Source organism: Salinarchaeum sp. IM2453 (assembly GCF_019693215.1).
Classification (GTDB): Archaea; Halobacteriota; Halobacteria; order Halobacteriales; family Salinarchaeaceae; genus IM2453.
Window position 1 is genome coordinate 1824122 of record NZ_CP081183.1, and the last position, 14985, is coordinate 1839106.

Sequence of the window (14985 nt, forward strand, 5' to 3'; positions counted from 1 at the left end):
TGGGTCAGTGATGTCCCAAGCGTGACTGATCCGATGTTGTTACAGCCCCATTACCGAAGACTGCAGCTGGGGCGTCAAATGGCCCTGATACAACGGCGAGGCCTTGAGAAAGTCCAGTTGTCTTGGCAGCTTCTGCAGAAACTTCTCCAACAATCGCTGTCGGGGAGGAAAGTGTTGGCAAATATGATGCTGCGTTTGGGAGATTTACATGCTCAAAAATTTCTGTTCCGTACACCTCTGTTTCCCAATCAAGATATGGAACTGTTGCTTCACTTTGATCAATCGTTTGCACCCCGGTCAGCTGGTATGTAATCCAATCTTTTGCCGATAGAATTGTCTCGATCTGTCCATATACATCTGGACGTTCCTTAGAGAGCCATGCAAGCAACGGAAAACTCATCCCAGGATATGGTATTGAACCACACTGTCTGCGAATAACATCGAGTGTGCCGTCATCTTTCCATTCTGAAATCAATGAAGCCGCACGACTATCCGACCACAAAATCGCATTCTGAACTGGCTCCCCATTTGAATCAATAGCCCATAATCCGTCACCTTGTCCCGTAATTGCAAGCCCATTTACTGTAGCTGCTTCTGGAAGTCTATCTATAACTCGCCGAATCGCTGTTGCTGTCTGCTTCCAAACAACTGCCATATCCTGCTCGACATGACCAGCTTGAGGTCGAAGTGTTTTGACCGATAGGCTGCTTACCGCTTGCTGCTCACCTTTTATATCAAACGCAACAGCCTTGATCTGTGATGTGCCAGCGTCCACTGCAAGAAGAATATCTGTCATTACAGGAGTGTCCACTGTGTGAATTGTTTATTCTGTCGTGATGTTCCGTTATGACGGAGCAGTTTAGTCAATAACTTAACAATTGTTGTATGCTGGCCCTCTCTCGTCTGTATGCTTATGCAGTTTCAACTCTGAACAAAGTATATGTGTGGACGGACGTCTCTGTTCATCGACCAAAATGAACTTGAGGATCGGTTTGATGCGACTATCGTCGCAGATGGTGGCTATATACCGCGATACAACATCGCTCCTGGTGATGATTTATATGTTATCACAAATGAATCATCTGATGAAATCGTCCAACGTCGCTGGGGTTTAATTCCGTTTTGGGCAAATGGCCCCGACAACGGCATAATCAACGCTCGTTCTGAGACTGTGCACAAAAAATCTGTATTCGACCAGGCATGGGAGTCAAATCCTTGTCTTGTCCTATCATCTGGTTTTTACGAGTGGAAAACATTCGATAATGGGCAAAAACAACCGTACAGGGTTTATCGATCCGGTGAATCAGCCTTTGCAATGGCTGGCCTTTGGGATGTCTGGGAAAACGACGGACGATCTATTCGGACTGTTACGATCTTAACCACCGAAGCAAATAGCTTTATGAGTTCACTTCACGATCGGATGCCTGTTATACTCCCACGCGAGGCAGAATCAACGTGGCTTTCCAGCAATCCAGATGTGCGACAGGAACTGTGCCAACCGTATCCTGCCAACGATCTGGACGCATATGAAATATCAACACAAGTCAACAATCCCAGCAATGATCACGAACAAATTATCGAGCCGCTTAGTCACGAACAGTCAGGTCTCAGTGATTTTCAATAACACAGTGATGATACTGGGATCACTTGTAACCGGTTGTGCCAACAATCTATCATTGTCTCCCCGCCCTCGGAGAATATAGCTAACTGACTTTTTATTTCTGCTTGCTTGGTGACTGTAGAGATTTGAAATACTCTGTCTATATTTTTATGGAACTTCTTTGTACTATAGGTATTTACGTAATATAAGCGACATCAAATAAATCGAGATTGCAACCAGAATAATCATTGGACCGGTTGCAATTCCTGCATAATACGAACTTACAATGCCAACAATCACAGAAACTTGTCCAAACAAAACTGAGGCCATTATACTTCCATTAAAGCTACTAGTTACTTGCATCGCCGCTGCAACTGGAATAACAAGCATCCCGGCAACGAGAATCGCTCCAAGAATCTGCATTGCTGCTACAACTACAAGTGCAGTTAACACAATTAGTAGTGTATCGTACCACCAAACGTTGATCCGAGCCAGACGAGCTGCTTCTCTGTCGAAGGTAATAAACTTGAGTTGCTTATGGGTCAGGCCGACAAGAAGCCCAACAAGCAGTGTCAGTCCAACCATGAGCTGGACATTCTCGAATGGAACAAACAGAATATCTCCAAACAGATAACTCTCAACGGTCGCGCTAAACACAACCCCATATGAGATTACGGCAATCCCAACAGCAAACCCGCCTGTAAGCATGATTGCAATTGGCACGTCAGCATATCCATCTGTCTTGACGGCAATATACTGGATCGCCAATGATGCAAGCGCGGCGATTATCAGTGCCCATAGCAGTGGATAATCTAACGCCGGAACAGATGCGCCAATAAATAGGCCAATAGCCACTCCCCCAAACGCGGAATGAGCAAGTGCTTCGCCGATCAGTGCCATCTGTCGATTAACAAGATACGCACCCACAACAGGAGCAGTAAATCCAATCAACACGCCGGCAGTGAATCCATGCTGCAGGAACGAGCTTGTAACCAGCCAGTGATCATTAAAAATAACGGCCATTAGACTCCAAAAACGCTCAAATAGTGGTGGAAATACCCAGATAATAAATACCAGAAAAACAGCTAAAACAACGGGAATTCCAACACCTAACAACACAAGGTCTCGTCGCTGAGAGGACTTAACCGCCATCTAATCACCTCCTGTATGTAGATTAGCTGCTTTAGCCGAGCTAAACACCTCTTCCAGTACGCCACTAGTGAGAAAGTCTCGTGTTTTATCGTAGGCATACAACTCCGTATCTATGCAGGCCATTGTGTCAGCATACTTACTTACGGCCTCAATGTCATGCTCAATCAGAATAACTGTGATACCATTGTCGTTAAGATCAGCAAGGAGATCATAGAACTGATCAACGGTCTCAGTATCAATCCCGACAGTCGGTTCATCAAGAGCGAGGAGATCGGCCTGCGAAGCGAGGGCACGAGCAATATATGCCCGCTGACGTTGTCCTCCAGAAAGATTACCAATCCGTCGATCAGCATATGTCTCCATGCCAACTGTAGCAAGTGCGTCATCGATCACCTGATGATCTTCCTCATCCAGCCGTCGTAGTCCTGCATGTACATACCGCCCCATTTCAACGACTTCACGCACTGTTACTGGCATCCTTGAATCTGCCTCTGTCGAGTGTTGTGAGACATATCCCAGTCGTTCCCCATCCGAAAATTTTGTTGCCGGTGTTCCGTATAACTCAACACCCCCCGAATCAGGGCTCTGCAATCCAAGCATGATCTTTAAAAGCGTTGTTTTTCCAGAGCCATTTGGACCAACAAGTCCAAGAAATTCACCTTGATCAATCGATAGAGACACATCCTGTACAACCGACTGTTCCCCATACGCAAAACTAACATCCTCTACAGAGACCGCTGGTGGCTCCATTGTCAACTGTTGATTAACACTCTTCATTCTTAGTATTAATTAAAATAAAAATTAGCATCCTCTAATAGCTGGTGTCAATCTCCACATCAGAGTCTAATGCTTCCTTGAGTGTGGGTATGTTAATTTCATAGAAGTGCTCTCTATATCCCCAGTCAGGCTCCATCTCAAGATCAGTGACATCAAGTTCCGGAGTTCCATCGATTTGCGTTTCGAGTGGAGACAGAGGTAAAATATCTGCACCAGTCTCATCCGCTAAGTTGGCTGCTAATTCCGCCGGTTCACCCACATCATAAAGTACATGCTCAATACCTTCGTCATTCATGATCTCCTCGATATCTTCAACTTCATCTGGCGAAGCTTGGTCGTCCGGTGAAGTCCCAACAGGGGACTCAACACTAATGTCATATTGTTGGTACCACCACTGGAACGAATCGTGCGTAGCAACAATAATTGTATCCAAGCTCGCGTGCTCAACGACGTCCTTCATATCCTCATGTATTTTCTCTAGCTCATCTTTAAATGAGCCAGCATTGCTCATGTATACCTCTTCATTCTCTGGCTCCACATCAGCAAGCCCTTCAGCAATATTATCAACCCCTTCTTTTGCATATACGGGATCCATCCAGAAGTGCTCATCATCGTCTTCAGCAGGACTGTCAAAGAAATCGATTCCTTCCGTTGCTTCGATTACAGTAGTTTCATCATTATCCTCAAGTTCTTCTGCAGCATCGTCTTGCCACGATGCAAACCCTCGTAAGTAAATAAATGCAGCAGCTTCCTCTATTACTTCAACAGTTGCTGGTTCAGGTTCCCAGTCGTGTCCATGCCTTCCTACAGGAACAACATCCAGTGTATCTAGCGTTTCCTCATCATCTCCCGCGACTTGCCGAGCCATGTCCCATACCGCCGGCATGGATGCCACAACTGTATTTTCGTCAGGATCAATAACTGCCTCACCGCCATCGATACAGCCTGCTATTCCAGCACTGGCGGCAACACCACCACCAGCCAAGAGCGCAAATTTACGACGTGAAACGTTCTGTATATCAGACTTCTTCATGTACTTTCTCTACAATCTATGTACGCATATGCTAACTTAATAGTTTTACTCTATTAAAATAATAATTAGATACGTCTAAAAATGCTCAGTCGAGCTTTCTGACTATTTGATTCGGCGACGTACCCGAATAAAACACGACGAAGAAAGATACTCCTGTATACTGACATCCTCAGTCATAAACTCAATGATACAAAGAACGACAGTATATTATTGTTCAGTGCGTAATTATTTTGCAAGTGAGATATGAACGTGGATATCGATGACATCCCAGAAACTGTCCCGGTAAGTGAAAGTCAGGGAAGATACCTCTGTGCTATTCTTTATCAACTCCTTGACAAAGATGATCCAGTCAAGACAAGCGAGCTCGCTGGAAAACTTGGAGTCAGTAACGCTAGTGTTACTGAAAAAATTGAAGGATTTGCTGATGCTGACTTAGTTACGTACGAACCATATTACGGAGTTGAATTGACTAAACAAGGTGAGGTGATTGCCCGGCAACTGTTCTGGCGTCAATGTACTGTTATGGATCTGTTTGAGGACATGATTGGAACGACAGTCGATCCAGACCAAGCTTATAAAGTGGGTTATACGCTTTCAACTGAGACGATTCACGCAATCAGCAATAACGTTGATCAACACTGTAGCCAGTTATGTGATGCGGCAACGCAAGAGGAATGTGAGTTAGTTATTCCTACTGAGTCCTAGCAACCATTCAGTGCACGAGCAACGCTGTAGTATATTCTGACTCTGTACCAGTTGCAGGCTGGTGTTCTGTTCAAATCGGGACCCAATCGTTTATTCCTGTCCCAATCCTCTGGAAACTGTTTTCCATAACACGCAGAATCCACACGAATCATGTTGATCGGAACACAGTATCAAAACTCGCAGACGAACAAGTTCACAGATAACTAATTAATTTCAGTCTAATCGTTATTTTACCTTCCACAAGTAATATGTGCGACTAATATCACCAATGCCATGTAACGTGATTTTTGCATACTCGGCAGCGATCTATCACCGAAGGAGGGATACGGATAATGGCTGAGTACAGCAGAACTCAGCGTCTTCGGTGGTTTCCCCTTGTGAGACATGAGGCTAGCCGATTGCTCCTTTCAAAGGGGCCATGGCTGTTGGCAGTTGTCTTACCGCTGTGGATCTATCGTCCATCGTTCGACCTCGGTGATGCACTTGGTGCAAACGTGACAATCACATTCGTGCAGTATGTAGCACATATTGTTGTTCCATTTGCCGTCGTATTGTTATGTTATCGAACAATCGCAGGTGAGCGTGAGTCAAAGCAACTTAAGACATTGCTAAATCTTCCTCTTTCTCGCCAAGAGCTATTCATCGCCAAGTTTCTCGGCCGATTAATTGGGGTTCTCACTCCAATCCTGCTTGCAATCGCCATCGTAACCGGCCTTGGAGTAGTTAATACTGGCTTAATGTCAATTCAAAAATACTTAGCTGTCCTTGGAGTTACTGTCGTATATGTCGCTGCTCTTGTCGGAATAACTGTCAGTGTGTCCGCAGTTGTTAGCCGAGGGATTACGGCCGCCGCTGTACTCTTCTTCGGTGTCGTTGTTGTCATGGAGTTGCTCTGGCGACAAGTCGTCGGTCAGATAGTAGCTTTTGCTACAGATGCCGGCCTTCTGACCGATGAATCAACACGAGATGCAGTCGTTATATTTTTACAACGTCTCACTCCGTCAGAAAGCTATTATACTACGACCAATTGGGTTCTTAGCTCAGAGAATGCTGTTGGCCGAATCAGATCAAGCGGTGAACCGGCTATCATTCTATCAGAGAGATTCAATGATATCCCATGGTATTTGCACGAAGGATTTGGGCCGGTCATTCTTCTCCTATGGGTCGTCCTTCCACTTGGCATCGGAATGTTTGTCTTCTCACGGGGTGATGCATTATGACTTTAGCTATTGAAACAGATGAACTTACAAAGCAGTTTGGTGATATTGTTGCAGTGAATCAGCTGTCGCTGAGCGTCGAGGATGGTGAGATATACGGATTTCTTGGACCAAATGGCGCTGGAAAATCAACAACGATCAACTTGCTAATGGATTACCTTCGTCCAGATAGTGGAAACGTACGTATATACGGGTCTGATCCGCGCAAAGACGGTCCTACGATCCGTCAGCAGGTTGGTATTCTTCCAGATGGATTTACGCCATACGACGAGCGTACTGCTCAAGAGCATGTCCGACTTGTTGCTGCTACTAAGAATGTGGACACTGATCCAGCCTCGCTGCTATCCCGGGTGGGGCTTAACGATGCAATTGATCAGTCTGCTGGTTCGTTCTCTCGCGGAATGACACAGCGTTTAGGACTGGCAATGGCAATCGTAGGAGACCCACAGCTGTTGATACTTGACGAACCATTTCAGGGCCTTGATCCTCGTGGTGTACAGACCATGCGTACGCTTATCCATGATCTCAACGCTGAGGGGACAACTGTGTTCTTTTCGAGTCATGTACTTGGACAGGTTGAGATCGTTGGAGACCGCATCGGTATCTTACACGATGGTTCTCTGGCAGCAGAAGGAAGCAAGACAGAGTTACAGCAAGCTGCCGGCCTTGGAGATGCACTCCACGTTTCGACCGATGGATCACTCTCCAGTGCTCGCCAGGCCGTTTCAGAACTCAATGACGTTGTTCATATAATAACTGAACCTGACACTCTTATTGTACAACTAAACAAGCAAGGAGAGGAAGCATCTGTCCGTAATGCTATTGAACAAACTAGTCAGAAAATCACCCAAATGAGAAGAAAACAACCGCCAATAGAGTCGATTTTCCTTGCTCATACTGAGGCCCCCGAATCGGTGATGGACTAATGTTCGACAAAATCTCTCGCCGCGGACTTGTTGCCGGTATTGGAGGCGTGATTGGTGCTTTTATCACCCCGTTTGGAACGCACGAACAATATGAGGTAGTGAAGAACGAGACAAACGTTGTCCAAGAGGACCATGTTGCAGTCGACGTAAGGCTCCTTGAGAACATAATTGACCTCACGACTGTGAGTATGTTTGAATATACAATGGAGAATGTCTCCAATGAGGCAATTGAGATTAGAACTCACAGTGTGCTCCCATTCGGACTACTTCTGTTTGAGGAAACCGACCCTGCCACTGATAATATTGAGAAACAATGGTGGCCGTTGTTGGCTGACCAGTACGAGGATGCCCCAAATATTGAGTTTGTTGGTGAGTTCAGCCGATCAGATTATGGTCCAGAATCCGGCTATGATGGAACACCCTCGACTTATGGGGACCCTCCTTATGAAGATGGTACCGTTTTCGGAGGAGTATACTTTCAGACACCATCGAAGCATCCGGATACTACAGAGGAATGGATGAAGACAACACTAGGCGCTGGCGAGAGTAAGACCGTTCAGTACAGGCTTCCGAATTTTTCAGCTCCCGATAACGATACAGCAACAGGTACTATCAGAAATCCATACGGTATCTGGGTTAATCCAGAGGACAGTGATATGTACCAGGTTGAACTCACCGTAGATATCGAAGTCAATCAGCGTCCATGGTGTCTTCCATAGTTCGTGAAGTACCTCAGAGCCAAGCCCTGAGGCATTCAGCTTGTTTCTTCTGTAATCTCTTGTAAAAGTAGAGTTAGTCCTTCTCAATTCACCATTTCCTGAGATTGTGACCTATGCTGCAATTTGAGACAATGGTGTTACAGCGGATATTCTCGTGGCTCGCGTTGGATTGAGATCCACTTCGTTTGAGTCAATTCATCCATGATTGCATCTGCATTGTACCGCCCAATCCCTGATGCTCCAACTCCACCAAACGGTACATGAGCCTCATCATTGAGTGTTTGGTCATTGATGTGTATCATTCCTGTATCGATTGCATCAGCAATCTCACGTGCTCGGCCAATATCCGTTGAGTGGACCGACCCTGAGAGGCCATACTCAGTATCATTAGCCATTGTAATTGCCTCCTGATCGTCACTGAATGGAATAACTGGAGCGATCGGCCCGAAGTGTTCGTTCGCTGCAACAGGCATATCATTCGTTACTTCCGAGAGAACCGTTGGTTCAATAAACAGTCCTTCGTAATCTCCGCCCGCTTCAACGGTTGCTCCTTCTTTGATTGATGATTCTACTAATTCAACAATCTCAGTATGTTGGCTTTCGTTGATAATCGGTCCAACATCAATATCATCATTCAATGGATCACCAACACGAAGCTCATCTGCACGAGCGGCAAGTCGCTCAACGTACTCGTCATACACATCTTCGTGGACAAGATGTCGATTAATAGAGATACATTCTTGGCCCTGATGGGTAAACGATCCAAATGTTCCGCCATCGACTGCCCGATCAAGATCTGCATCTTCAGTCACTATATGGACGTTATTTCCTCCCAACTCAAGTGACGGTAGGGCAAGATTTCGGGCAGCATTTTCTGCAACTTGTCGTCCAATAGCAGTTGATCCTGTAAATGAGATCACTGACGGAACTGAGTGATCACTCACATATGCGCCGGTCTCTGAACCAGTACCGGTGACTACATTCAATAGGCCACTAGGAAGTCCTGCTTCTTCAAATAGCCGAGCGATTACTAACCCGCCAAGAAGTGAACTGCTTGATGATGGTTTCAGTACCACACTATTACCGAGTGCTAATGCCGGAGCAACTGCTCGCATTGAGAGGTGGAATGGGAAGTTCCAGGGTGAGATAACCCCTACCACGCCTACCGGCTCACGCTGAATAATATTTTCCTTGCCGGGAATAGTGGATTGCTTGTGACCCCCATTTGACTCGAATCCCATCCCTTCACTAACTTTCATCATATTACGCACAAGATCCATCTCGATATTCGACTTAAGTTGAGTCGCTCCAAGCTCAATACCAAACAGTGTTATCAGATCATCGGCATATTCATCGATAAGCCTCCGAGCCTCTTCAACAACTGCAACTCGCTCCTGTGGCGGGAGAGCAGCCCACTCTGGCTGTGCTTCTTCTGCAATTTTATATGCACGATCAACGTCTCCAGCTGATGCTACTGGGACTTCTCCGATTGCATCTCCTGTTGTTGGATCAATAATCGGTGTCGTTTGCTCATCTTCAGCATGAATCCATTCTCCATCGATAAACATGTTATTCCAGCCCGCAGCGGGCGCAATTGATAGCGATTCAACGTCCTGAGATGCTGACTTTGTTCCTGAATCAAACATAGATATTGTTATGTTGGAACATGGTTAACGCTACCGGTAAGCTTCACAAAAATGGTATTTGACACATAAAAACGGTGATCACAGCGTCATCGAAGAAACGCTCCTATCATCGAAATCAAGACTCAGTAGTGTAATTACAACCACAGTGAAATCGCTTCGCTTGCTCTTGATATCCATTCAAACAGCTGGGTCTGGGTTTTCTAGGCTCATACCCTGGGCGAGGTGTTTGATAATAAAATCATAAAGGTCTAGCCATGTATCGTGAAGTACCTCGGTGTCAAGCCCCGAGGCTTCGCCGTCTTGGGACCGCACCGCACCCGCAGGCAAATGTAATTCCTCCCGACCTTCTCCGTGAGGAGTCGGCTGGAAGTCACACCCGAACACTCGTTGTGTCCGTGGGAGTCGGCGGCTCCACTACCGCCCGACAACTCCCGTCTCACGCCCAATGGACGGTGTTGAGAGGAGTCGCAGTTCCAGTCCAACGGCCAGCGAAGGAAATGAGGTCTTCATTTCCATACTTTGAGCAGTTTGTTTCTGGCCGTTGTCAGTGTATTATAGCTCGAAAATCTTAAATTTATATAATATTTCGACGGCATTCACCCTCGGGTCAAGTGGTTCGAGACGCAAAGCGTCTCGTCATCATGGAAATCTCCGATTTCCAAACGACCCCGAGGCACTCTGCCTGCTATTTCTGTAGAACTCTTGGCTAGCTGTTGCCGTGTCTTCTGGCATCAGACCAATCTCTCGCCCGCTCTATTATACCATCTTCCGACGCTCTGTATAGATTCTCTGTTGTAGTAATGTAGTTCCCAAGTGCTCGTGCTGTAATCGTCTCGTCTGTTATTTCCCCTGTTTCGTAGTCAGGTTCGCTTACAGCGGTAGCGAGGCGAAAGCCCATCGGCTTTAGCCGTGGAATAAAGCCGACACCCTCTCTCCCGAAGTCACCTATTTTTCACCGGTCTCAATCGGAGCCCCCACTAAATTACCCCATTCTGTCCACGAACCATCGTAATTTCGCACATCATCGTAACCTAACAATTCATGGAGGGCAAACCACTCAATCGAGGATCGCTCACCAACCCGGCAGTAGGCGATGGTCGACTCTTCTCCACTCACACCTGCTTTTGCAAAGAGGTCTTTTAATTCATCCTTTGATTTGAACGTACCATCGTCGTTTAGCACGGTTCCAACAGGAACATTGCTTGCCCCAGGGATTCGTCCGCCTCGCTGAGCGGTCTCATTGAGTCCTTCCGGTGCGATAATCTCACCGCGGAACTCTTCTGGCGAACGGACGTCGACGAGTGGAAGTCCCTCCTCAACTGCGTGTTCCACATCATCTTTGTATGCACGAATCTTCTCGAACGGCCCACGAGGATTGTACTCTTGTTCAGAGAAGTTACTGACATCGGTTGTTGTTGGGTAGTCGTTATTGATCCAGTATGGTTTTCCTCCATCAAGCACGCGCACGTCATCGTGGCCGTAGTATTTGTAAATCCAATATGCGAACACAGCAAACCAATTTGGAATCCGTCCGCCACCGTATAGCACAACTGTTGAATCTTCCGTGATTCCTGCGTTACCGTTCAACGCTGCAAATCCATCTTTGGAAACAATGTCGCGCTGTGTTTGATCAGACAGGTCGTCTTCCCAGTCAAAAAAGATCGCTCCAGGGATGTGTCCTTCTTCATATGACGTATACTCTGACTCATCAGTTACTGTTGGGTTGTTAACCTCCAGAAGCCGGTACTCAGGGTCGTCACTTTGAAACTGTTCAAGATGGGATTCAACCCAATCGGCTGTTACAAGAATGTCATCTGACATTAGATAATAATACTTTCCGGACTTGTATATCAGATGTGCAAAATACAAACTTTGCTTTTTTCTATGACAACCACATTTCCAAACCAGAAATAGACCTTTGCTATATAAAAATCCCTGTGGTCACAGTAATGGATACAAGAAAGTATACCCGGTAAACTGCTCCTCAGCAGTTCAGAAAACTACAATGGTCGTGCGTTTGACCTCCTCCCACCCGTGAACGGGGTGGGATTCCCACGGCACCGCACCGCTTGGTTGGGAGTTTCAGGTTCGCAGTCTGGTCGGCATGACCAGACCGCTGGCGGGGTCGATCGAAAATCAAAGATTTTCGTGATGACGAGACTCTTCGATTCTCGAACCACCAAGCCGCCGTCTCTGATCCCGGCATGGGATTCAGAGTTACCGTGCTGATTGGAATCCACAACCAGCGGCCCGGAGGGGAATCCTTCAGACGTGGCGTGGCTCGAATCCCGATATTATCCGTTTAGCAGGGCGGCGAAAACCGCCTCGGTGTAGTCATACCTATTTTCCGATTGAATAGAAAACTCCGGGATGTCTCAACCCCGTAGAGAGATTCCCAGTTGTCGGCTTCATCCACACCCGTAAACGGGTGGGCTTTCGCCTCGAAACTCTGTAATAGTTCACTCGCGCAACCGCTGTAGTCGTTTCTCCGTTGGTGGGTGGGTAGCAAAGATTCGCTTGAGCGCACTTCGATCAACGCTCAAAATACATAGCGCACTTGCGCTGTCGTTCATTTTCGCTTCACCTTGTTCGGCCCCACGTGAGATTTTTTCCAGGGCGCGTGCTAACGGTTCACCATTACCAGTGTATCGTTTTGCATCAGCATCGGCCACATATTCTCGGTATCGAGATATTGCCATCACGAAAATCAACGTTAGCATCTGGGCTGCAATGGAGGCAGCATACGCGACAAAGAAGTTATTATCATCACGAAGGAGGAAGAACACGGCGTAGCTCACGATCAATCCGACCGACTGTCCAAGTACCATCATTACAGTATCACGATTATTGAGATGGGCCAATTCGTGGGCAATTACTCCCTCAAGTTCATCTCGATCCAGCAACTGAACGAGTTGTGGTGAAACACAGACCACTCCAGCACCCTTCCGGCCTGTTGCAAAGGCATTTGGAACGCCCATATCCTTAATCATTAGTTTCGGCTTTTCAAGACCCATATCCTCAGATAATGACTCTGTCATCTGATGAATATGCTGGTACTGTCTATCTTCTGGTAGCGGCTCTGCACCGCGAAGCGTGAGCCATTTCCCAATTTTATACTGTGCTACTGGTAAAACGACAAGAGCGAGCAACAGTATCGGCACAAGTCCAATCCCAGGAAACATTGAGGCAAGCACCAGTGCTGCCCCAAAGTATAGCGCAAACAGGATTGTCCCGACAAGAATCATCCGCATCTTTAACTGCGCATTACGCATACATAATTTGGTACTCCTGTATTCGGATAAAGATGTCTTTCCGGCAAATGATTATTTCACCAATTCGTGCAATAAAAATCAAAAATATGATTATTTTTCGGGTGTTTCGGGAATGACAATTGTACGATTTTCTATGGTCGTCACAGTTGCTTTGACACTATAGACTTCGTTAATTTTCTCTGGCGTAAGAATACTTGGTGGTCCAGCAGCAACTATCTCTCCCTCATGTAGCATGGCAATCTTGTCACTGTATCGCGCTGCTAAGTTCAGATCATGAATTGCCATGACCGCGGCAGTACCCTCATTGACTTGCTGCTGAATAACATCAAGTACTTCTAATTGATGCCGAATATCTAGGCTGTTGGTGGGCTCATCAAATAGTAACAGAGAAGCTTCTTGTACAAGTGCGCGCCCAATAATTACTTTCTGTCGCTGTCCGCCACTTAGCTCATCAATTGAGCGCATTGCAAAATCCTCAAGTCCCAGTGTTTCCAGTACATCTGCAACGATTCGCTCGTCTGCCTCCGTAGGTCGCCAACTGACGTGGGGCTTGCGTCCTTGCAGAATTGTGTCAAATACCGTTGTTGGAAATGTTGACTGCTCTTCCTGTGGAATATAACCAATTTCCTGTGCAATCTCCTCACGCGATAGGTTTGCTATTCTGTCTCCATCGACAAATACAGACCCATCGTCGGGCTTGAGCAGTTGGTTGATACAGCGCAAAAGTGTACTCTTTCCTGCCCCGTTTGGGCCGATAACTCCCAGAACCTCTCCAGCAGCCAATTCGAGTGTTACATTATCGAGTACAGAATCGCTTGCATAGGAGAACTCAAGATTTTGAATCTGTAGTTTCACCAGTAATCCCTCCCGACAATTACAAGATACAAGAACAGTGGTGCCCCTAAAAATGCAGTAAGGATTCCCACTGGTAATACCACTGGTGCAATAATAAGACGAGCAACAAGATCAGATGCTAGCAACAATACACCACCGACAAGCGCAGACGCTGGCAGCAGGAACCGTTCATCTGCACCAATGATTTTTCTAACAATATGTGGGACAACTAATCCAACAAACCCGATAATTCCCACAAAAGAGATAATAAATGCTGTCATAAGTGATGCCACAATCATCCCCGTTATCCGGAGCTGCTCAACGTTTACCCCAAGTCCTCTTGCTGTCTCATCTCCAGCATTGAGAACTGTGTAGTTCCAGCCGTTGTAGACAAAATATGCTGTCCCAAGTAACGTGACCGCAATCATTAACCAAAGGTCACTCCACGTTGCTCGCCCAACGTCGCCAAATGTCCAGTACACAATTGCAGCAACATCAGCATCCTCAGCAAAGTACTGGATCAACGATAGAGCGGCACTAAACAGCGATCCAAGTGCCACTCCCGTCAAGATTAGTGTCTCTGGAGACGCCCGTGAGTATCGAACTAAGGCAAGAATCGCCCCTGTGGAGGCTAAAGACCAGACAAATGCTGAGACTGTAACAACTGGAGCGTTGTCAATAATGATTGAATCAGTTCCTGTAGATCCAACTCCTAAAAACACAATAGCAAATGCAGCTCCAAACGCTGCTGCTTGTGAAATGCCCAGCGTAAACGGCGACCCAAGTGGATTCCGTAGTACATTCTGCATTGCGGCTCCGGCAATCGCCAGTCCTGCTCCTGCTGTGATTGCTGCAAGTGCCTGTGGAATCCGAATGTTCCAAACAATTGTTACTGTCGTTTCTGAACCCTCCCCAAGTAATGCGTTGAGTACTTCAGAGACAGATAATCTCACAGGACCAATAGCAACTGCAATTACAAACAACGCAGCTAACGCCATGATGCAAATAATACTAAAGAAGAGCTTTCGACGAATCAACTGCTGATATGCAGACGCTGTCTCCGTTGATTGTCTACTCATTTTGTCGACTGCCCTCTCTTTGTAC

15 protein-coding genes are annotated in these 14985 nt (G+C 46.5%); 5 read left to right on the top strand and 10 right to left on the bottom strand.

What is annotated here, in order from left to right; all coding sequences use genetic code 11:
* Positions 1-4 precede the first annotated feature (4 nt).
* Complete coding sequence (locus K0C01_RS08810; protein WP_221169339.1) at positions 5-796, bottom strand: FGGY family carbohydrate kinase; 792 nt, start codon at positions 794-796, stop codon at positions 5-7.
* Between the two features lie 144 nt (positions 797-940).
* Between K0C01_RS08810 and K0C01_RS08815 the strand changes: the two genes are divergently transcribed.
* The gene (locus tag K0C01_RS08815) at positions 941-1624 is read left to right on the top strand and encodes an SOS response-associated peptidase (RefSeq protein ID WP_221169340.1); all 684 of its coding nucleotides are present in this window, start codon (positions 941-943) and stop codon (positions 1622-1624) included.
* 162 nt (positions 1625-1786) lie between these two features.
* Here the strand turns inward: K0C01_RS08815 and K0C01_RS08820 are convergent, their stop codons facing one another.
* The 3 genes from K0C01_RS08820 to K0C01_RS08830 form a co-directional block, all read right to left on the bottom strand.
* Positions 1787-2752 (bottom strand): metal ABC transporter permease, encoded by a 966-nt coding sequence (locus K0C01_RS08820; protein ID WP_221169341.1) that lies wholly within the window; start codon positions 2750-2752, stop codon positions 1787-1789.
* Complete coding sequence (locus tag K0C01_RS08825) at positions 2753-3502, bottom strand: metal ABC transporter ATP-binding protein (RefSeq protein ID WP_221169342.1); 750 nt, start codon at positions 3500-3502, stop codon at positions 2753-2755.
* A gap of 61 nt (positions 3503-3563) precedes the next feature.
* Complete coding sequence (locus K0C01_RS08830) at positions 3564-4562, bottom strand: metal ABC transporter substrate-binding protein (protein ID WP_221169343.1); 999 nt, start codon at positions 4560-4562, stop codon at positions 3564-3566.
* Between the two features lie 243 nt (positions 4563-4805).
* On the opposite strand from K0C01_RS08830, the gene K0C01_RS08835 reads away from it, so the two are divergent.
* From K0C01_RS08835 to K0C01_RS08850, 4 genes are all read left to right on the top strand, one after another.
* Positions 4806-5267 carry a metal-dependent transcriptional regulator gene (locus K0C01_RS08835; protein ID WP_221169344.1) on the top strand — a complete coding sequence of 154 codons (462 nt, stop codon included), beginning with the start codon at positions 4806-4808 and terminating at the stop codon, positions 5265-5267.
* A gap of 332 nt (positions 5268-5599) precedes the next feature.
* Complete coding sequence (locus K0C01_RS08840) at positions 5600-6487, top strand: ABC transporter permease (protein ID WP_221169345.1); 888 nt, start codon at positions 5600-5602, stop codon at positions 6485-6487.
* Positions 6484-7410, top strand: coding sequence for an ABC transporter ATP-binding protein (locus K0C01_RS08845; protein WP_221169346.1), 927 nt, complete (start codon positions 6484-6486; stop codon positions 7408-7410). Before K0C01_RS08840 ends, K0C01_RS08845 begins: the two co-directional genes overlap by 4 nt.
* Complete coding sequence (locus tag K0C01_RS08850; RefSeq protein WP_221169347.1) at positions 7410-8129, top strand: DUF8130 domain-containing protein; 720 nt, start codon at positions 7410-7412, stop codon at positions 8127-8129. Before K0C01_RS08845 ends, K0C01_RS08850 begins: the two co-directional genes overlap by 1 nt.
* Before the next feature lie 137 nt (positions 8130-8266).
* On the opposite strand, the gene K0C01_RS08855 is transcribed toward K0C01_RS08850, so the two are convergent.
* The 6 genes from K0C01_RS08855 to K0C01_RS08880 all read right to left on the bottom strand — a co-directional run bounded on the left by K0C01_RS08855 (position 8267) and on the right by K0C01_RS08880 (position 14960).
* On the bottom strand, positions 8267-9775 hold the full coding sequence (locus K0C01_RS08855) for an aldehyde dehydrogenase family protein (protein WP_221169348.1): 1509 nt from the start codon (positions 9773-9775) through the stop codon (positions 8267-8269).
* A 706-nt stretch (positions 9776-10481) separates the two neighbouring features.
* Entirely contained in the window at positions 10482-10673 is a 192-nt protein-coding gene (locus K0C01_RS08860) for a hypothetical protein (RefSeq protein WP_221169349.1), read from the bottom strand.
* A gap of 47 nt (positions 10674-10720) precedes the next feature.
* Positions 10721-11596, bottom strand: a complete 876-nt coding sequence (locus K0C01_RS08865) for a sulfurtransferase (protein ID WP_221169350.1) — start codon at positions 11594-11596, stop codon at positions 10721-10723.
* Positions 11597-12234: 638 nt separating this feature from the next.
* Positions 12235-13047, bottom strand: a complete 813-nt coding sequence (locus tag K0C01_RS08870; RefSeq protein ID WP_221169351.1) for a M48 family metallopeptidase — start codon at positions 13045-13047, stop codon at positions 12235-12237.
* Positions 13048-13137: 90 nt separating this feature from the next.
* On the bottom strand, positions 13138-13902 hold the full coding sequence (locus tag K0C01_RS08875) for an ABC transporter ATP-binding protein (RefSeq protein WP_221169352.1): 765 nt from the start codon (positions 13900-13902) through the stop codon (positions 13138-13140).
* Positions 13899-14960, bottom strand: coding sequence for a FecCD family ABC transporter permease (locus tag K0C01_RS08880; RefSeq protein ID WP_221169353.1), 1062 nt, complete (start codon positions 14958-14960; stop codon positions 13899-13901). Before K0C01_RS08880 ends, K0C01_RS08875 begins: the two co-directional genes overlap by 4 nt.
* Between the last annotated feature and the right edge of the window lie 25 nt (positions 14961-14985).